This is a genomic window from Actinopolymorpha pittospori (assembly GCF_014873875.1).
GTDB classification, from domain to species: Bacteria; Actinomycetota; Actinomycetes; order Propionibacteriales; family Actinopolymorphaceae; genus Actinopolymorpha; species Actinopolymorpha pittospori.
Genome location: NZ_JADBEM010000001.1, coordinates 9,824,379 through 9,841,851 on the forward strand (window position 1 = coordinate 9,824,379; position 17,473 = coordinate 9,841,851).

At 71.4% G+C, this 17,473-nt stretch carries 18 protein-coding genes; 13 read left to right on the forward strand and 5 right to left on the reverse strand.

Annotated elements, in window-relative coordinates:
- Positions 1-56 precede the first annotated feature (56 nt).
- Both HEB94_RS45325 and HEB94_RS45330 read right to left on the reverse strand, forming a co-directional pair.
- Positions 57-3,158: a patatin-like phospholipase domain-containing protein gene (locus HEB94_RS45325; RefSeq protein ID WP_192755555.1), complete on the reverse strand. Its 3,102-nt coding sequence runs from the start codon at positions 3,156-3,158 to the stop codon at positions 57-59.
- 27 nt (positions 3,159-3,185) lie between these two features.
- Positions 3,186-4,016 (reverse strand): aminoglycoside phosphotransferase family protein, encoded by an 831-nt coding sequence (locus HEB94_RS45330; RefSeq protein WP_192755556.1) that lies wholly within the window; start codon positions 4,014-4,016, stop codon positions 3,186-3,188.
- A gap of 166 nt (positions 4,017-4,182) precedes the next feature.
- On the opposite strand from HEB94_RS45330, the gene HEB94_RS45335 reads away from it, so the two are divergent.
- Genes HEB94_RS45335 through HEB94_RS45345 form a run of 3 tightly spaced genes read left to right on the forward strand, consistent with a single transcriptional unit; the run spans position 4,183 to position 6,664 of the window.
- Positions 4,183-4,806, forward strand: coding sequence for a cyclodeaminase/cyclohydrolase family protein (locus tag HEB94_RS45335; RefSeq protein WP_192755557.1), 624 nt, complete (start codon positions 4,183-4,185; stop codon positions 4,804-4,806).
- On the forward strand, positions 4,803-5,660 hold the full coding sequence (locus HEB94_RS53085) for a tetrahydrofolate dehydrogenase/cyclohydrolase catalytic domain-containing protein (protein WP_192755558.1): 858 nt from the start codon (positions 4,803-4,805) through the stop codon (positions 5,658-5,660). Before HEB94_RS45335 ends, HEB94_RS53085 begins: the two co-directional genes overlap by 4 nt.
- Positions 5,657-6,664, forward strand: a complete 1,008-nt coding sequence (locus HEB94_RS45345; RefSeq protein ID WP_192755559.1) for a serine hydrolase — start codon at positions 5,657-5,659, stop codon at positions 6,662-6,664. The genes HEB94_RS53085 and HEB94_RS45345 overlap by 4 nt, the downstream gene beginning before the upstream one ends.
- A 20-nt stretch (positions 6,665-6,684) precedes the next feature.
- Here HEB94_RS45345 and HEB94_RS45350 read toward each other — a convergent pair whose 3' ends face one another.
- Both HEB94_RS45350 and HEB94_RS54020 read right to left on the reverse strand, forming a co-directional pair.
- Entirely contained in the window at positions 6,685-7,368 is a 684-nt protein-coding gene (locus tag HEB94_RS45350) for a response regulator (protein ID WP_192755560.1), read from the reverse strand.
- Positions 7,365-8,636: a histidine kinase gene (locus HEB94_RS54020; RefSeq protein WP_192755561.1), complete on the reverse strand. Its 1,272-nt coding sequence runs from the start codon at positions 8,634-8,636 to the stop codon at positions 7,365-7,367. Before HEB94_RS54020 ends, HEB94_RS45350 begins: the two co-directional genes overlap by 4 nt.
- A gap of 255 nt (positions 8,637-8,891) precedes the next feature.
- Here HEB94_RS54020 and HEB94_RS45360 point away from each other — a divergent pair, with 255 nt between their 5' ends.
- The 9 genes from HEB94_RS45360 to HEB94_RS45400 all read left to right on the forward strand — a co-directional run bounded on the left by HEB94_RS45360 (position 8,892) and on the right by HEB94_RS45400 (position 15,841).
- A complete protein-coding gene (locus HEB94_RS45360; protein WP_192755562.1) occupies positions 8,892-9,077 on the forward strand; it encodes a hypothetical protein in 186 nt (61 codons plus the stop codon).
- Positions 9,074-9,808: a VC0807 family protein gene (locus HEB94_RS45365; protein WP_192755563.1), complete on the forward strand. Its 735-nt coding sequence runs from the start codon at positions 9,074-9,076 to the stop codon at positions 9,806-9,808. The genes HEB94_RS45360 and HEB94_RS45365 overlap by 4 nt, the downstream gene beginning before the upstream one ends.
- Positions 9,805-10,950 (forward strand): cytochrome P450, encoded by a 1,146-nt coding sequence (locus HEB94_RS45370; protein ID WP_192755564.1) that lies wholly within the window; start codon positions 9,805-9,807, stop codon positions 10,948-10,950. Before HEB94_RS45365 ends, HEB94_RS45370 begins: the two co-directional genes overlap by 4 nt.
- 67 nt (positions 10,951-11,017) lie before the next feature.
- Complete coding sequence (gene uppS, locus HEB94_RS45375) at positions 11,018-11,794, forward strand: polyprenyl diphosphate synthase (RefSeq protein ID WP_192755565.1); 777 nt, start codon at positions 11,018-11,020, stop codon at positions 11,792-11,794.
- A gap of 134 nt (positions 11,795-11,928) precedes the next feature.
- Positions 11,929-12,777 carry an LLM class flavin-dependent oxidoreductase gene (locus tag HEB94_RS45380; RefSeq protein WP_192755566.1) on the forward strand — a complete coding sequence of 283 codons (849 nt, stop codon included), beginning with the start codon at positions 11,929-11,931 and terminating at the stop codon, positions 12,775-12,777.
- A gap of 172 nt (positions 12,778-12,949) precedes the next feature.
- On the forward strand, positions 12,950-13,447 hold the full coding sequence (locus HEB94_RS51900; protein WP_337918428.1) for a beta-class carbonic anhydrase: 498 nt from the start codon (positions 12,950-12,952) through the stop codon (positions 13,445-13,447).
- A gap of 111 nt (positions 13,448-13,558) precedes the next feature.
- On the forward strand, positions 13,559-14,599 hold the full coding sequence (locus HEB94_RS45390) for a hypothetical protein (RefSeq protein WP_192755568.1): 1,041 nt from the start codon (positions 13,559-13,561) through the stop codon (positions 14,597-14,599).
- 5 nt (positions 14,600-14,604) lie between these two features.
- Positions 14,605-15,309 (forward strand): VOC family protein, encoded by a 705-nt coding sequence (locus tag HEB94_RS45395; protein ID WP_192755569.1) that lies wholly within the window; start codon positions 14,605-14,607, stop codon positions 15,307-15,309.
- A gap of 34 nt (positions 15,310-15,343) precedes the next feature.
- Positions 15,344-15,841 carry an NUDIX hydrolase gene (locus tag HEB94_RS45400; RefSeq protein ID WP_192755570.1) on the forward strand — a complete coding sequence of 166 codons (498 nt, stop codon included), beginning with the start codon at positions 15,344-15,346 and terminating at the stop codon, positions 15,839-15,841.
- 62 nt (positions 15,842-15,903) lie between these two features.
- Here the strand turns inward: HEB94_RS45400 and HEB94_RS45405 are convergent, their stop codons facing one another.
- On the reverse strand, positions 15,904-16,440 hold the full coding sequence (locus tag HEB94_RS45405; protein ID WP_192755571.1) for an ATP-binding protein: 537 nt from the start codon (positions 16,438-16,440) through the stop codon (positions 15,904-15,906).
- Positions 16,441-16,563: 123 nt separating this feature from the next.
- On the opposite strand from HEB94_RS45405, the gene HEB94_RS45410 reads away from it, so the two are divergent.
- Positions 16,564-17,436 (forward strand): phosphotransferase, encoded by an 873-nt coding sequence (locus HEB94_RS45410; RefSeq protein ID WP_192755572.1) that lies wholly within the window; start codon positions 16,564-16,566, stop codon positions 17,434-17,436.
- Positions 17,437-17,473 lie beyond the last annotated feature (37 nt).

Here is a 17,473-nt window from a genome sequence, read left to right on the forward strand (position 1 = left end):
AACTCCGGCCAGGTCGGACGACGAGAGCGCAAGGGGGACGTTCGACCTGGCCGGGCTCACGAACTCGGATCGCCGGTGCCGGCTCCAGCGGGGGCGGCAGGGGTGGCGGGGCTGGCGGGGGTGGCGGGCGCGGCGGGCGTGGCGGAAGCCGGCGCCGGTTCAGCCGGTGCCGTCGGCTCAGGGGCCGCGTCCTCGGGAGCGGGTTCGCGCGGCGGGGCGAAGGCGCCCACGACCGGCACCGTTGCCCGCTCCGGGCCGCGGCCACCCCCGGCCGCTGCGTCGCCGACGGGAACCTTGTTGGTGTGCTGGACCCGGTCGAGCATCTCCCGGGTGAGGGTTTCGCCGAGCGCGCGGTAGGCCTCGAAGTCGAACTCGCCGTACAACTGGTCGCCGGTCGAGCGCCGCGGGAAGTCGGGGTGCTCGGCGGCGTAGGTCTCCAGGTCCCAGGGCAGGTTGCCCGCGAGGACCGCCTTGACGATGAGGATCTCGGCCGTACCGCCCTCGGGGTAGGTCGCGGTCCCTCGTGCCCAGCCACGCCCGATCCGCTCACCGCCCTTGCGCTGCAGGGGACGCAGGTCGATCCTGACGTCGACGCCGAGGTCCATCCGCGCGGACGCGATCGCCGAGCCCACCGCCGCGAAGGTGTCCTCGAGGTCGTTGGAGGCGTCGATCACGATCAGCCGGCCGGGACGGCGACGCAGAGCCTCGACCAGGCCGAGGTTGTCGTAGTGACCGCCGTCGGTGACGTAGAGCCGCCGGTCGTACAACGAGGTCCGCCCGAACGCCTCCCGGAACAGTTGGTGCGCGCCGGGCTTGTCCGCGATGCTCGCGACGTAGGCACACGCATCGACGAACCTGGCGACCAGGCCGCCCCGTGGTCCGGTCTCGGCTCTCCGTCCGGCGATCAGTTCGCAGCGCCGGGCGAGCGCCGCCGCGGGTGAGGTGGTCCCCCAGTAGGGGTTGGGCAGCCAGACACCGAGCCGGGCGTTGACCACCGCGAAGAGGAGCCGCATGGGGCGGGTGGTGGCGTTGTTCCGTCCGGTCAGTGGTGAGAACGCCGCACCGCTGATGGCGACGGCGCCGGGCACCGTGACGTCACGCCGACGGTGGTCGGCGCGCAGCTCGTAGCTCGCGGTGGGTTCGAGCCCCTCGGTGGGCAGGGTGACGTCCCCGGCCAGGCCGCTGCGGTCAGGGTCGAACACGAACGGCACACAACCCCGGTCGGGCGGGATGAAGTCGGTGTCCGCCGCGTTGGCGGAGGCGACGATCACCAGCCGCGGGCCGCCGTCGGTCGCTCGCGCGTACTCGGAGTACGGCAGCGGCTTGGAGTAGGCGCTCTCGGCTTCGCGGTCGGAGGTCGCCCGGCCGACGAGATAGGCGATCGCGAGCCGCTCGCGGTAGTAGGGGTGCAGCGAGGTGCGGGTCGCGTCGGTGAAGACCCGGATCAGGACCAGCGCCCCGACGCACAGGGCGGCCACCCACCACCGCGAGCGCCACTCCTCGCTGGCGGCGTAGCCGGCCGTCCAGCGGAGCAGCACCACGAGGACGGCCATGAGGAGCAGGGCCGACCCGGCCCAGGGCACGAGCTTCGTGCGGAGCCAGGTGAGGACCTTGTCGCGGAGCCCACCGGTGGTGTCGCTGCCGAGACTCTGCATGCCCTTCCAGGCCGAGCGCGCGAGCGCGATGAACGCGGCGCCGAGAGCGGCGAGGGTGGCGAAGCCGAACTGCGAGTCGACGGCGGAGTTGGCGCTCACCGCCGCCACACCCGCGACGCCGCTCGCCGTACCGGCCAGGCCCTCGGCGAGTCCGGACCGTCCGCTCGACTCGTGACCGAAGTTGTTGGCCCAGGCCAGGACCAGCGGGATACCGAGCAGCAGGGCCGGGCTGAGCAGGCCGGGGAGGGTGAGGATCCGGGCCAGCGCGCGCCCCTCCCGCCGAAGCCAGTTGGGTGGGACGCGGAACCGGTCGACCATGACCTCGGCCAGGAACAACGCGATGACGATGCCGAGCGGCCCGAGCGCCGCGAGCCAGTACCACGCCGGGAGGTGACCGAAGTTGGTGCGGGCGAGCGCGGTGCCGAGTCCGCTCACCACCGAGGTCTCCGCGATCGCCCAGCCGAGTACCCAGGCGATGCCGCGCAGCGCGATACCGATCAGGACGAGGTTGACGACGACGCCGTACAGCAGGGACATGATGGCCCGGGCCCCGACCGCGAGCGAGGGCAGCATGTAGTGGGTGTGCCGGCGCAGCCGGGCGAGTTCGGGCGTACCCATGGCGTAGGGCAACTTCTCGCCGGGGGCGCCGGTGAGCGAACGCCGGAGGATGTGGAACGCCGCGGCGATGTAGCCGCCGCCGCTCACTCCGATCACCGTCGAGGACCGCTGGTATTCGCCGCGCTCGTTCAGCACCTGCAGGGCACCGAGGGAGAACGCGGCCGACCGGATCCCGCCGCCCGAGCAGCAGATGATCTGGCGGGTACGGTCGTGCCGAGTGAGGTCGGGACCGGCCGCGGCGCCCGCGCGCCGAACCGCCTCCGCCGACTCCTCGCGCGCCTGCGCACCTGGATCCGACCGCTTCGTCGCCTGTCGACCCAGCCGGCTCAGCCAGTTCGGTCGGCCCAGGCCCGGTCGTCCCGGTAGGCCCGGTCGGTTGGGTCGGGCCACCGCCACCGCCGCGACAGCCAGCACGACCCCGCCGGTCCACAGCACCCACAGGGCCGGACTGAGGAGACCGACCTGGAGGGAGGGGCACACCCCGCCTCCCGCGGGGGAGCCGAACCGCTGCCAGAGCACGGCGTTCTCGGCGACGTCGACGACCCCGGCGACCGTGACGAGCACCGCGCCGGCGAGGCCGAGACGGCGGGCCGTGCGGCGTACCGGGCGCAGGAGCCCGAGGTAGCCGTGCACCCGCCAGGCGGCGACGAGGTAGGTGTAGATCAATGCGAGGTCGACCATCAGCGACAGCCGGGCCGGCACCTCGCAGGCGGGGCCCGACGAGCGCAGGTCGAGCCGGAGCGGCCAGGTGGGATCACCGGCCTGGACCGCGTGCCGCATCGGCCACTGCAGGAGCAGCAGGAAGACGGCGAGGATGACGGCGGCACGCAACTGCCGCCAGTGTCCGACGAGCCGAACCTCAGCCCGCGTACGTCCGTCCGACACGAGCGTCCCCCTCTGCGGGTCGGTGTCTCAAGCCACGAGCAGCCCGGAGTCGTCCTCGATCCATCGGATCCGCTGCTCGAGCAGGTCGAGGAAACCCTGTGCCGCCCAGGTCGCCTGGGGCTGACATCCTGCCGTAGCCAACCGACGTACGGTCACCAGGGTTTCGCGCTGCGTCCGGTTCACGTCATCGGCCAGGCCGGCGGTGGAGGACAGCCCGTACGCCTCCGCGAAGACCTCCAGCCGGTGCCGCCGGTCCGGCGGTGCGGGAAAGCCGAGCGAACGGCACTCCGCGTCGGAGCGGAACGGCGCGGCGTACTCCGCGGCGTAGACCACGTCCCTGCGTGCGGGCGCGGGGTAGGCGAAGTCCCAGTCGAGGATGCCGACGGGTTCCTCGCCACGCCAGACGAGGTTCCACGGGCCGAAGTCGCCGTGACACACGACCTCCCGCTCGAGGCCCTGCGCGAGGTCCTGCTCGAGGGCCTGCTCGGAGTCCTGTCCGGGGTCCTGCCCGGCCGGTTCCTGGATGCCGCTCGACCACAGCAGGTCCGGGTCACGCCGCCAGCCGGCGACCGCGCGGTGGTAGTCGCGGAGCAGCCGGGCATAGGACCGCAGCCCGTTCTCACCGACCACCCTGCTCCAGGCGGCCGGACCGGACTCACCCTCGATGAACGTCAGCACCTCCCGGCCCTGCTCGTCGAAGCCGAGCACCCGCGGGCTGTAGGGGAAGCCCACGCTCTCCAGGTGCCGGAGCAGCGCGTGCACGGCCGGAGTCCACGGGTGGGCCGGGCGGCGGACGGTGTCGCCGACGCGTTCGACACGCCGCGGCGGCCGCTCTCCGCGTACGACGTGTTCGGTCATGCCCTCGACGGTAGTCGCGCTCGGGGCCGCGGGCTACAGGATGGTGACGGCTACCGGCGGTCGGACCGCTTCGCCCGGGCGCTCGGTGACCCGTGGTTACGATGCTCTGCGAGACGGCCGGTTGTGGTGACGGCGAGCGAGAACGAGCGTGGACGAGCGAGGCGGCATGAACGACGAGACGATCGGGAGTTGGCTCGACCAACTCGCTTCTTCGGCGCCGGCACCCGGCGGAGGCGCGGCAGCCGCGATGCACGCCGCCATCGGGGCCGCGCTGGTCTCGATGGTCGCCAACCTCACCATCGGCAAGTCCGCGTACGCCGCGCACGAGGAGCACGCCGTCTCCGTCCGCGACCGTGCTGAGGCACTACGCCACAAGGCGATCCGGCTGGCCGCCGACGACGCCGCCGCGTTCACCGCGTTGATGGCGACGTACCGGCTGCCGAAGGAGACCGCGGAGCAGAAGGCCGAACGGGGCGCGGCCATCCGGTCCGCGACCGAGGCCGCGGCCGGCGTACCCCTCGAGATCGCGGCCACCGCCGCCGAGGTGATCGAGCTCGCGGAGTCCCTGCCCGGGCGTTCCAACCCCAACGTCCTCTCCGACGTGGCCGTGGCCGCCAGTTCCGCCGTGGCGGCGGTCGAGTCCGCGGCGGTCAACGTCGAGATCAACCTCGGCTCCCTCCGCGACGCCGCCGTCAAGGAACCCTTGGCAACGGCGCTGGCCGAACACCTCCGCGTCGCCGACCGAGCCCGCACCCTCGTCGCCGAGGTACGTCGGGAGATCAACCAGTGAGCCGGCTCATCGACGGAAAGGCCGTCGCGCGGGTCATCCACGAACAGACCGCGCTCGACGTCGCGAGCCTCCTGGACGACGGGATCGTTCCCGCCCTCGCGGTGGTCGTCCCCACCACCGACCCGGGTACGGCGTGGTACGTCCGCTCGATCGCCCGCGCCGCCGACCGGCTCGGCATCCGCTGCCTGATCGAGCAACTCGACGAACCGACCCCCACGACCATCGCCGACCAACTCGCCGCGCTCTCGGCCGACCAGGACGTCCACGGCGTGATCTGTCAGACTCCGCTGCCCCCGGGCGCGACGCTGGCGAACCTCGGCGGCGCGATCGCCGCGGCCAAGGACGTCGACGGCGCTAGCCCGACCTCCTTCGGACTGCTCGCGGCCGGCTCGGCGGAGGCCTTCGCCCCCGCGACCGCCCAGGCGGTCGTGGAGATCCTGCGGCACGAACAGATCCCCCTGGTCGGGCGCCGGGTCGTCGTGGTCGGCCGGTCGATGGTGGTGGGCAAGCCCGCGGCCATGCTGCTGCTGGCCGAGAACGCCACCGTGACGGTCTGCCACTCGCGCTCGAGCGACCTTCCGTCGATCTGCCGCGAGGCCGACGTCCTCGTCGCCGCGGTCGGCCGGCCCGGACTGATCGGTGCCGAGCACGTCCGCCCAGGTGCGGTCGTCATCGACGTCGGCACCAACCCGACGCCCGACGGCGGGCTGGTCGGCGACGTGGACGAGGCGGCGGTCGCTCCGGTCGCGTCCGCGCTGACGCCCGTGCCTGGCGGCGTCGGTCCGGTGACCACCGCGCTGCTCCTCCGGCACACCGTCGTCGCCGCCGCGCGGGCCGCCGGTCCGCCCGCGTGAGCGACGCAGCGTTCCTCAGCGACCTCGACGCGGACGCCCGCCGCTTCGTGGCCGACCCGGTTGTGCCGGGTGTCTCGGTCGCGGTCGTCGACGGGGACGCCCCGATCTGGACCGGCTCCTACGGCGTGCGTGCCATGACCGGGTCCGCTCCGGTCGAGGAGGGAACGCTCTTCGAAGCGGCGTCGCTGAGCAAACCACTGACGGCATACACCGTCCTTCTCCTCGTGCGGGAAGGGCGGATCCATCTCGACCAGCCGTTGGACGCCCTGCTCCCCGCGCCGTACCTGCCGCACGAGCCCGCCACGACGAAGATCACCGTCCGGATGGTGCTCACCCACACCACCGGTTACCCCAACTGGCGCCGGCCCGGCGAGCGGCTCACCCTGATCCGTGCGCCCGGTGTCCGGTTCGGCTACTCCGGTGAGGGTTTCGTCCAGCTCGAACGAGTGGTCGAGCACGTGACCGGCCGACCGTTCGGCGACTACGTACGCGACAGGGTGCTGATGCAGCTCGGCCTGACCGACAGCACCTTCGCGTGGAGTCCGGCCCTGGCCGGTCGAACCGCGTCGGGGCACACGGACACGAACGCACCTGTCCCGAAGCCGGATCCCTCGACCAACGCCGCGTCGTCCCTGCACACCACGGCCATCGACTTCGCGCGGTACCTCGCGGCCCTCATGGACCCAGCCCGCGAGGGACCACTCACGCGTGCGGACGTGGACGCGATGCTCACTCCGGAGGTACGGCTGCCCGGACCGCTCGCGTGGGGCCTCGGCTGGGGACTGGGCCGGAGCGTCGGTGCGGAGCAGGTGTTCTGGCACTGGGGAGACAACCCCGGCTTCAAGGCGTTCGCCGCGGGATCGCCGGTCCGGCGAACCGGCGTCGTCGTGCTGACCAACGGGGACGCCGGCATGGACGCCGCCGAGCACCTGGTCCGGCGGGTGCTTCCGGCCCTGTGCGCGCCGTTCGACCTGGTGCGCGACTTCCGCTCCTACATCTCCTGACAGGTGCCGTCCGCCGCCCGCTAGCTGTCGGTGGCGGGTGGGACGAGGCCGGTGCGGTAGGCGTAACTGACGGCCTGGGCGCGGTCGCGCACACCGAGCTTGGCGAAGACATGGTTGATGTGGGTCTTCACCGTCCCCTCGCTCACCACGAGGTGGGCCGCGATCTCGGTGTTGGACAGGCCCTCCGCGACCAGCACCAACACCTCGGTCTCGCGAGGTGTCAGTCCGTCGGGTCGCTCCGGTACGGGCTCCGGCCGGCTCGGAGGCGAGGTCGCGGCGATCGCCTCGACCAGGTGGTGCTGGACGGCCCGGTCGATCACCGCGCGGCCACCGGCCACTTGGTGGAGCGCGGCCCGGATCTCCTCGGCTCCGGCGTCCTTGGTGAGGTAACCCCGGGCGCCGGCGCGCAGGGCGTCGAGGACGGAGCGGTCGTCGGCGTACGTCGTCAGCGCCACGACCTGGACGTCGTCGAAGCGTTCCCGCACCCGCCTGGTCGCCTCGATGCCGTCGCAGCGCGGCATCCGCAGATCCATCAGCACCACATCGGGGCGGAGCCGGCCGGCCAGCTCGACCGCCTGTTCGCCGTCGGCCGCGGCGCCGACGACCTCCACTCCGGGCAGCAGGTCCAGCAGCATCGCGAGGCCCTCGCGGACGACGCGCTGGTCGTCGGCGAGCAGCACCCGGATCGGTGTGTCCTCACTCATCCGTGCCCTCCAGGCACCCACAGGACCACCCGGAAGCCGTTGCCCGTGGGCGCCGCGGTGACCGTGCCACCGAGGAGTTCGGCTCGCTCGCGCATCCCGCTCACGCCGTACCCGCGGTCGTCGAGTTGATGGTCGTCGAGCCGCTCGTCGTCGAGCTGCCGGTTGTCGGGGTTCTGCTCGCCGCGATGGTCGGCCGGTCCCGCGTCCGTCGTGAAGTCCTCGACGCTCAGCCGGGTGCCGCCGGGTTCGTAGCCCAACCGGACTTCCACGTGGTCGGGTCGGGCGTGCTTGCGGACGTTGGTCAACGCCTCCTGCGCGACGCGGTAGAGCGTGAGGCGGGTCTGCGGTCCGAGGTCGTGCGGCGTACCCGAGACCTCGAGGTCACACCGGACGCCGCTGTCGCGTGAATACTCACCAGCCAGCGCCCGCAGCCGTTCCGGTCCGGGCAGGTCCTCGTCCCGCAACATGCCGATGGCCTGCCGCGCCTCGCCCAACCCCGCCTCGGCCAGGTGCCGGGCGCGTTCGATCGTGTCGGTCAGGCGCGGATCGACCGACTCGCGGACGGCGAGCAGGCGGGCGCCCTCCAGATGCAGAAGGAGACCGGACAGCGAGTGCGCGAGGACGTCGTGCATCTCGCGGGCGAGCCGCTGGCGTTCTGCCAGCGTCGCCGCGCCGAGCTGAGCCTCCCGGCTCCTCTCCAGCTCCACGAGCAGCGTCTCCGCCTGGACGGTGCGTGCCCGGAGCTGGCGCGCGTAGATCCCGAGCCGGTAGAACGCGACCGCGCCGAGTTCGCTCACCAGGATCGACGTCAACGGACGGTCGGCGCCGAGGATCCCCGCCGCGCCGAGAGCCACCAGCGTGCCGATGGCGACGGCGGCGCCTGCCCGGCGGGGCAGCGTCGAGGCCGCCACGACCGCGGCGATGAAGCCGCCGACGAAACCCGGGCCGTCCGGAACGATCCAGACCAAAGTCACCGAACTCCCGACCAGGACGGCGAAGAGAACGATCCGGAACAGCAGGGGCAGTCGCCTGCCGAGGGCGCTCGCGATGAGGCCGGCGCTCCCGACCACGCCGCCGAACAGGGCGAGGAGAACGATGAGTCCCGCCCCGTGCAGGCCCGGCCGTGGTTCGCTGCGGGCGCCGAGGGTCAGCGCGACCACGAGCACGGCGAATCCGGCGGGCCGCGCCCACAGGAGCAGGCCGTGACGGTGGCCCCGATCGCCTTCGAGGGCAGTGATCGTCGAGGCCGGGGAGAAGTGCGCGGACACCGCATCACGGTAGTACCGGCGCCGGCGCGGGGTCGTCCACCTCCGGGTGGAGGTCGAGCAGGCGACGAGTTGCACCCGTGGGTGGGGGCCGCTGCGACCACGGGTCGACCGAAGCGAGTCGGCGGATCTCCCACCCTGCGCAGACGACGCCACGGGGTCTCCGCCCGCACTCTGGACATCGCTCCGCGTGGTGCGGATGCGGGCCCCGGCGAGTCGTCCGACGAGCGCCGAGCGGCCCACCGAACGGAGGAGATCATGGTTCTACGTCTGGCCGTCATCGGTGCGGCCCTGATCGTCATGGGCTTCGGGCACCTACTCGGCGACAGCCCGTGGACAGCGGTCGCGGGTGGTGTCGTGCTCGTCGTCGCGGGGATCCTCGCGGCCGTCCGGTACCGGCGAGGACTGCCGGTGTCCAGGCTGATCGGCGGTGGCCGCCGATGAGTACCGCCCACGCTCAGTCTCGGGTGCGGCTTCGGCGGCTGCTGCCCAGCATCGCGCTCAACGGCGCCGTTCCCCTGCTCCTGTACGTGTTGCTGCGTCCACACGTGAGCGGCGACGTGACGGCGCTCGCGATCGCCGGCGCGGTCCCGGTCGTCCTCACCGCCGCGGAGCTCCTGTGGCGCCGGCGGCTGGACGCGTTCGGGGTGATCGCCGTGGTGGGGTTCGGCATCGTCGTGCTCCTCCAGCTGGTCTCCGGCGGCAACGCACTGCTGCTCAAGCTGCAGGACTCGGTCGTGACCGGGCCGCTCGGCCTGGTCTGCCTGGGCTCGGTCGCGGTACGCAGGCCCCTGCACCTGTTGGTGATGCGCCTGCTCGCCGCGCGCAGGCCGGAGTTGACGGCGGTGACCGCCGACCCGGCGTGGCGTCGTACGTCGATGGTGTTCACCGCCCTGGTGGGGAGCACGCTGGTGGCCCACGCGCTCGCCATGGTGGTGCTGGCCCTCACGCTGCCGACGGCGACGTTCCTGGCGCTCTCCCGCCCGATCGGCTGGGCCGTCCTCGGGATCGGCGGCGCCTGCCTGTACTGGTACCGCTCCCGGATACGCGGCCGTCGCGCCGGCGTCCCGGCCGAGGCCCTGGCCGACGTCGACGTCGACGTCGACGTCGACGTCGACGTCGACGTCCCTACCGAGGCTCGGGGCATCGCCGCGAAGAAGGAGATCAAACGATGAGCAGCAAGCCGGACATCACCCAGATCACGACCGCCGCCGGAGACCCGGCCTGGCTGGTCACCGGCTATGACGCCGTACGCTCGCTGTTCGCCGACAGCCGGCTGGGCCGCTCGCATCCACGGCCCGACGAAGCGCCACGGCTCTTCGAGACGGCCCTCGTCGGGAGCCCCTCCGGCACCTTCGAAACCGAACACGCCGACCACCTCCGGATGCGACGGGCGCTCAGCAAGGCGTTCTCCGCGCGTCGCATGGAAGCCCTGCGACCACGGGTGCAGGTCCTCGTTGACAGCCTGCTCGACGACCTGCTCGAGCGGACTCCCCCGGTCGACTTCCACGAGGCCTTCTCCTTCCCGTTGCCCGCCCTGGTGATCTCCGAACTGCTCGGCGTTCCGACCCAGGATCGGGACAGGTTCCGGGTCTGGTCGGAGGACATGGCCCACCGGACCGACCGCGCCAAGGCGGACGCCGGCCTGCAGAGCCTGCTCACCTACCTCGACGACCTGGTCAAGGTCAAGCGACGGCAGCAGGCGCAGGACGTGATCTCCGACCTCGTGGCGGCTGCCGACCAGACGGGAGAGCTGACACAGAAGGAGATCGTGGGATTCTCGATGCTCCTCCTCTTCGCCGGTCACGTGACCACGGCCACCGCGCTCGAGAAGGGCATCATGCTCCTCGACCTCCACCCTGAGCAGCGGGCAGCGTTGTGGGGCGATCCGGACCTCGCCGCAGGTGCCGTGGAGGAGATCCTCCGGGCACCCTTTCCCATCCCGGAAACGACAACGACAAGGTCCGGTTCCGCTGGCACCCCGCGCTACGCCCGCGCCGACATCGCCTGCACGGAGCAGACGATCCGGGCCGGCGACCTGGTCGTTCTCGCTCGCGGGGCGGCCAACCAGGACGATCGGGTCTTCACCGAGCCGAACCGTTTCGACGTACGACGGGAGGACAATCCGCACCTGGCGTTCGGCCACGGACCGCACTACTGCCTTGGCGCGCCCCTCGCCCGGATCGAGCTCCAGGTGGCCTTCGCCACGATCCCGCGACGGGTGCCGACCCTGCGACTCGCGGTGCCGGCGGCCGAGATCGAGCGGCGGACGGACCTGGTGATCGGCGCCCTCACCGAACTGCCGGTCACCTGGTGAGGCGTCGGCACGCCCGGAGCACCGCGTTCGCGCATCCGCGAGGTCGCTCGCCGTTACATTGATTCACATGATTCTCCGGGACCTGCTCTACGCGCTGTACGCCCGTCGACTTCGCCGACAGCTGGCCGGGGCAGCGGTTCCCGGCCATGTCGCCCTGGTCATGGACGGCAACCGCCGATGGGCCCGGGAGATGGGGTTCGAGAACCCGAGCGTCGGCCACCGCTACGGCGCCGAGCACGTCGAGAAGGTGCTCGAGTGGTGCGCCGAGGCCGGGATCCGGCGGGTCACGATCTTCGTCGCCTCGATCGACAACCTGCACAAGCGCGGGTCGGACGAGGTGCGGTTCCTCATGGAGATGGTCGAGCGGGTGATCGCCGAGCGCCTCGCCAACAACGCCGGCCGGTGGCAGGTGCACCTCGCGGGCGACCTCGACGAGCTCCCCGACTCGACCGCGCACGCGCTGAAGATCGCCCGCGACACCACCGCCGAACGAGACACGGACTCGCACCTGACCATCGCGGTGGGCTACGACGGCCGGGAGGAGATCACCGAGGCGCTGCGCTCGCTGCTCGACGCCGAGGCACACGCGGGCCGGACGCTGGCCGACCTCGCCCAGACGTTGACCTCGGCCGACATCTCCGCGCACCTCTACACCAAGGGCCAGCCCGACCCGGATCTGGTGATCCGCACCAGCGGTGAACGCCGCATGTCGGGATTCCTGCTGTGGCAGGCGGCCTACTCCGAGCTGTACTTCTGCGACGTGTACTGGCCGGGGTTCCGGCACGTGGACTTCCTCCGCGCACTGCGCTCCTACGACGCCCGACACCGCCGGTTCGGAGGCTGACCCGACACCTGGCGCCCGACGCCTGACCGGACGCCTGACCTGACGCCTGACCTGGGGTGATCGGTGCAGCGGTCACGTGTCGGATGCACCTGTCGGTGGATCGGCCTACCGTTGGTGGCGGTTGGAGGTGCGACATGAGATACGGACTCGACATCTCCTCGGCCGGCTCGTGGGGCGACCCCCGCACGATGGCCGAGATGGCAGCCCTGGCCGAGGCATCCGGCTGGGACGGCGTGTTCCTCGAAGACTACGTGTTCTTCCCCGGCGGCCTGGAGTCCTTCGATCCGTGGGTGACCCTGGCCGCCATCGCGCTCGCCACCGACACCGTGCGACTCGGGACGCTCGTGACCCCGTTGCCGCTGCGGCAACCCGCGCGGGTGGCGGTCGAGGCCATGACCCTCGACCATCTCTCCGGCGGCAGGTTCGTCCTCGGTGTCGGCGCGGGAGACCCGGCGAGCGACGACGTCCGGGCGCGCGGCGATGCGCTCACCGCGCGGTCGGCGGCGGAGATCCTCGACGAGGCCATCGAGGTGATCAACGCCCTCTGGTCGGGCAAGGAGACGACGTTCCATGGCTCCCACCTCGACCTGAGCGACGCGACCCTGCGCCCGCGGCCGCTGCAACGCCCCGGCATCCCGATCTGGGTCGGTGGGTGCCTGACCAGACGGGGGCCGCGGGAGCGGGCGCTGCGCTGGGACGGCGCGTGCCTGTACGGCACACCCCCGCCGACGTGGCGCGACGTGACCGCCGACGAGGTACGCGCACTGCGGCACGACGCGCGCGAACGCCGCGGTGACGACACCTTCGTCGTGGCCGTGGGCGGGCGCGAGCGGCGTGACGACCTGGACGCGGAGATCGACTACGTGACCTCGCTCGCCGAGGCCGGCACCGACTGGTGGCATGAGTACGTGCCGCCCCGGCTGCCCTACGACACGGCTCGTGCGCTGGTGGAGGCGGGGCCGATCCGGGCCCGACCCAGCTGAGGCGCGCCCGCGTCCGGCCCGGCCACCTGGTCGGTGCGCCCGGGCCGGGGAGTCGCCGGACGACCTTTTCCTCGTCGCACGCAGCTCACCAGAGCGCACACGCAGCGTCGCGACGGCCTGTCAACCCGGGCCTGCGGCACGCGCCCGGCCGCCGCCTATTAGCGTCAGTGGTGTGACCGGCTCGTTCGATGACCTCCTCGCTGCCAACGCGCGCTACGCCGACGACTTCAAACTCGCCGGCTTCGACGGGGTCGCCCATGCCGGCGTCGCCGTCGTCACCTGCATGGACTCCCGCATCGACCCACTCGGGATGCTCGGCCTGCGCCCGGGTGACGCGAAGATGCTGCGCAACCCCGGCGGGCGGGTCGACGACCACGTGCTGGTGGCGCTCGTGGTGGCCGTCAGCCTGCTCGGCGTCGACCGCGTCCTCGTCGTCCCTCACACCCGGTGCGCCATGGCCAGCGGGTCCGAGAACGAGATCCGGGAGCGGGTCAGCCAGGCCAGCGGCCGGGACGCCTCCTGGCAGACGTTCGGCGCGATCCAGGACCAGACGGCCGCGCTGCGCGACGACGTCGCCCGGATCCGAGCCCATCCGCTCATCCCCGAGTCCGTCGCGGTCGGCGGCTTCATGTACGACGTCGACACCGGCCGGCTGCACCAGCTCGTCTGACCGGGTCGCGGGTCGACTCCTCGCCTCACTTCGTCACTGTCCGTTGCCCCACGTGGCTGGGGTAGTGTCACCGAGCCGCTGGACGCCATCGACGGGGACGCGAGGAGCGCGATGATCATCCGGGAAGCCAAGGAACTCGCCCGGCAATGGGTCGCCGAGGAGGGCAGGCGTACGCCCGGCTTCCACGGCGCGTTCTTCACCGGCTCGACCAACTGGCTCCCCGACGAGGCCGTACTTCCGCCCAGCTCCGACGTCGACGTGACCGTCGTCCGAAACGACGCCGACGGCACCGACAAGCCCGGGAAGTTCTCCTACCGCGGCCTCATCCTCGAGGTCACCCATCTCCCCGCCGAGCAGGTCCAGTCGGCGCAGGACGTGCTCGGTCACTTCCACCTGGCCGGCAACTTCCGCACACCGAACATCATCCTCGACCCGACGGGTGAGCTGACCGCCCTCCAGGCCGCCGTCTCCCGCGACTTCGCCACTCGCGCGTGGGTACGGGCGCGCACCGAGCACGCCCGATCGCTCGTGTCCGAGCGCCTGCGGGACCTGGACGAGTCGCAGCCGTTCCGCGGCCAGGGCCTCAGCTGCCTGATGTCGGCAGGAGTGTCGACGTACGTGCTGCTCGTGGCCGGTCTGCGCAACCCGACCGTACGCAAGAGGTACCTCGCGACCCGCGAACTCCTCGCGGAGTTCGGCCACCTCGATCTCTATCCGGCCCTGCTCGCGACGGTGGGATGCGCCGACCTGAGCGCCGCGCGGGTCGCGCATCATCTGGACCAGCTCGCCCAGGTCTTCGACGCCGCCAGTGAGGTCCGCGACTCGCCGTTCTACTGGGCGTCGGACCTGAGCGCGGCCGCACGTCCGATCATCATCGACGGCAGCGGGGAGATGATCGACCGGGGCGACCACCGCGAGGCGCTGTTCTGGATGGCCGTCACCTACGGCAAGTGTCTGATGGTCCTCGACCACGGCGGCTCCGCGGCCGCCCTGGAGCGCTTCGAACAGGGCAACACGGAGTTGCTCGCCGACCTCGGTCTCCGCTCCTACGCCGACTGCCAGCGCAGGATCGCGGAGATCGAGGGCCTCCTTCCCCACATCGAGAAGGTCGCGGAGCAGATCATCGCCGCGCATACCGAGATCAAGGACTAGTGCCCATGCAGCCCGGAGGACCTGAGATCACCAGACTCACCCGCACCGCGGCGTCCGAGGCGGTGTCGGATCTCGGCTGGCGTTACGTGCTGGGCACCCTGTTCGCCTGGGTGCGGGTCGAGACTTTCGCACGGTCCGTCGAGGTCGCCGCGTGGGTGGTCGAGGCCGCCGGTGAGCACGCGGACGACCATCTGCGCATCGACCTGCGCCGGGACCGGGTGGTCCTGATGCTCCAGACGTCCTCGGTGGCGGCGGTGACGTCGCGGGACGTGGACGTCGCGCGGCTCATCTCGGCTGCCGTACGGGATCGTGGGCTCCGCACCGAGTCCGGCGACGACACCGTCCGGTCGGTACAGGCCATCGAGATCGCGATAGACGCGATCGACATCGCGGCGGTCCGGCCGTTCTGGAAGGCGGTGACGGGCTACGTCGACGAGCCCGGTCGGTCGGGGCCGACCGACCCGCTGGTCGACCCGATAGGTCAGGGGCCGGCGATCTGGTTCCAGCGGATGAGCGCGCCGCGCCCGCAGCGTAACCGGATCCATCTCGACGTCTCCGTCCCGCATGACGAGGCGCCCGCACGGATCGCCGCCACGCTCGCGGCAGGCGGCGTCCTCATCGACGACGAGGCCGCCCCGGCCTTCTGGGTCTTTGCCGATGTCGAGGGCAACGAGGCGTGCGTCACCACCTGGCAGGGCAGGGACAACTGATGCGTTCGCGGGTGACGTGCCGGCGGGTGGGCTGATGTGGACGACACGGGTGACGGGATTCGCGCTGGTCGAGAATGCCGGCGCGCTGCTGATGCTACGGCACCAACGCCTCGGCGTCACCCGGTGGGAGATACCCGGTGGGCACGTGGACGGCGCCGAGAGCGTCGAGGAGGCCGCGGCGCGCGAGACGTTCGAGGAGGCCGGCCTGGCGGTGGAGGTCGGTCCCCTCGTCGCCACCTGCCTGCACGAATGGCCCGAACGTCACCACCGTCGCCTGATCCTCACCTTCGCGGCGTGGCCGAAGGATCCGCTCGCCCCTCTCGTTCCGCTGCTGACGGACGGGATCAGTGCGGTCGCCTGGCTGGACCCGACCCGGTTGCCGCGTTCGCAGGTGTCACCGCTCCTGCATCCCCTGCTCGACGACTGGCCAGCGATCCTGGCGGCAGACGACCGTCCGCCGCCCTTCCTTCGGGCCCACCACGTCCTCGATGCCGACGGCAACTGGCAACCGGCGATCCTGCCGACGTCATAGCCCGCCAGCCTCCGCAAGGCTGAGTTGACACGATGCTTTCTCTCGTGCGGGAGCACCGACGATCAGGACATGAGCGCGAGTTCCGCCTCGACGGCGTCGACGGTCTCCTCGACGGTGAGAACGCCGTTGTCGATCACGTGGGCGGGCCGGCTCCGGCGTACGCACCACTCGAAGTCGTCGTAGTTACCGCGAAGGCGCTCCTCCTCCAGGAAGGGCTGCCGGTTTCGCGTCCTGTTCCGGTCCACGCAGACGGCGAAGCTGGGCAACAACACCACACGTTGGATGGGGAGCTCGGCCCTGGCCTTCTCCCACGGGTCGCCAGGACCTGGCGGCGCGTAGACGTCGACGACACAGTCGACTCCATCGGCCAGATAGACACCGGCCATGGCCATCGCCAGCTTCGTACCCAGGTTCCACTGGCGTTCGGTCTCCGCCGTCCAGCCATGCTCAGGGCGTGCCACACCGGCCCGGATCAACAGACGTATCGCGTCCACGTCGATCGCGGCTCGGGGCGAGCCGCCGCGCGCCGCCCAGGCGGCCGCGGCCGTGGACTTTCCTGAACCGGCCGGTCCCGTGAGCAGAAGAAGCGTCGGTGGCACGGAGTCTCCTCTTGTGTAGGGAGCAGCTACCCGCGCCAGATCATGACACGAGCATCTGTGTCGCCACCTCACCTTTTGGTCGGTCCGGACGCCCATGTCGGTGGGCTGGGCCATACTCCGGGGATGCAGACTCACCCGTCCATGCCGCGTCTCGTGATGTGCGACGACGCTGAGCTGGCCAAGGTGGTCGGCGCGGAAGTGGCCAGCCGGACGACGATCCACGCATGGCCGCTGTCGTGGGTGCAGCGGCTGGAGTTCACCGACGGCCGAACCTTCGCGTACAAGTCCCAACTCCCGCCGACCGTCGAGCCCGAGTTCTACCAAGCGGCGACCTCTCCACTCCTGCTCGGGCATCGCGTCCTGGACCGCTACGCCGACTGCCGGACCATACTGATCGACTGGCTGGACGCGCCCGGAGTCAACGATGCGCACCAGACCGAGGACCAACTCCTGCACCGCGCACGGGAGGTGGTGAATCAGATCGGCGAGATCGCGGGGGACCTCCCCGTCTATCTCGATCTCGGTACGCCGCAGGCCTGGGCCTCAGCTGTCGAGGGCACCCTGGCGAAGCTGCACGAGCTCGTCGTCAACCGGCGCTTCCCGTCCACCGACGTCAGCATGGTCGAGAAGTTGGCGGACTGGGTCGCCTCGCCGCCGGTGCTCGCCAAGATCACCGAGTCCCCGCGCCTGATACACGGCGACCTCAGGGCTGACCAGATCTTCGTCACCGACGCCGGCTACCGGATCGTCGACTGGCAACGCCCGGTCATCGCGCCGCCGGAGGTCGACCTGGTGTCCCTTCTGACCGATCTGGGGATCGACCCGAGGCCCCACGTCGACGCGAGCACCCGTGGCATCGAGAGGTTCGTCCTTCTGCACTGGGCGGTGGTGGCGCAGTACGACCTCTTTCCCACCCTCGACGGGTCGCTGTTCGACGAGTGGTCCTCGTCCGCGATCAGAGCGATCCTGGGCCTGAAGGAAGAGCAGCGCCGATGAGACTTCGATCCCGGTGAAGCGCTCCATTCCCTTGTTC

Bases quoted from the DNA above. Each gene is read 5' to 3' on its own strand.
- HEB94_RS45390 (WP_192755568.1), top strand. From the start codon at position 13,559: ATGATCATCCGGGAAGCCAAGGAACTCGCCCGGCAATGGGTCGCCGAG.
- HEB94_RS45335 (WP_192755557.1), top strand. From the start codon at position 4,183: ATGAACGACGAGACGATCGGGAGTTGGCTCGACCAACTCGCTTCTTCG.
- HEB94_RS45395 (WP_192755569.1), top strand. From the start codon at position 14,605: ATGCAGCCCGGAGGACCTGAGATCACCAGACTCACCCGCACCGCGGCG.
- HEB94_RS45380 (WP_192755566.1), top strand. From the start codon at position 11,929: ATGAGATACGGACTCGACATCTCCTCGGCCGGCTCGTGGGGCGACCCC.
- HEB94_RS45350 (WP_192755560.1), bottom strand. From the start codon at position 7,368: ATGAGTGAGGACACACCGATCCGGGTGCTGCTCGCCGACGACCAGCGC.
- HEB94_RS45410 (WP_192755572.1), top strand. From the start codon at position 16,564: ATGCAGACTCACCCGTCCATGCCGCGTCTCGTGATGTGCGACGACGCT.
- HEB94_RS45400 (WP_192755570.1), top strand. From the start codon at position 15,344: ATGTGGACGACACGGGTGACGGGATTCGCGCTGGTCGAGAATGCCGGC.
- HEB94_RS45370 (WP_192755564.1), top strand. From the start codon at position 9,805: ATGAGCAGCAAGCCGGACATCACCCAGATCACGACCGCCGCCGGAGAC.
- HEB94_RS45330 (WP_192755556.1), bottom strand. From the start codon at position 4,016: ATGACCGAACACGTCGTACGCGGAGAGCGGCCGCCGCGGCGTGTCGAA.
- uppS (WP_192755565.1), top strand. From the start codon at position 11,018: ATGATTCTCCGGGACCTGCTCTACGCGCTGTACGCCCGTCGACTTCGC.
- HEB94_RS45360 (WP_192755562.1), top strand. From the start codon at position 8,892: ATGGTTCTACGTCTGGCCGTCATCGGTGCGGCCCTGATCGTCATGGGC.
- HEB94_RS45365 (WP_192755563.1), top strand. From the start codon at position 9,074: ATGAGTACCGCCCACGCTCAGTCTCGGGTGCGGCTTCGGCGGCTGCTG.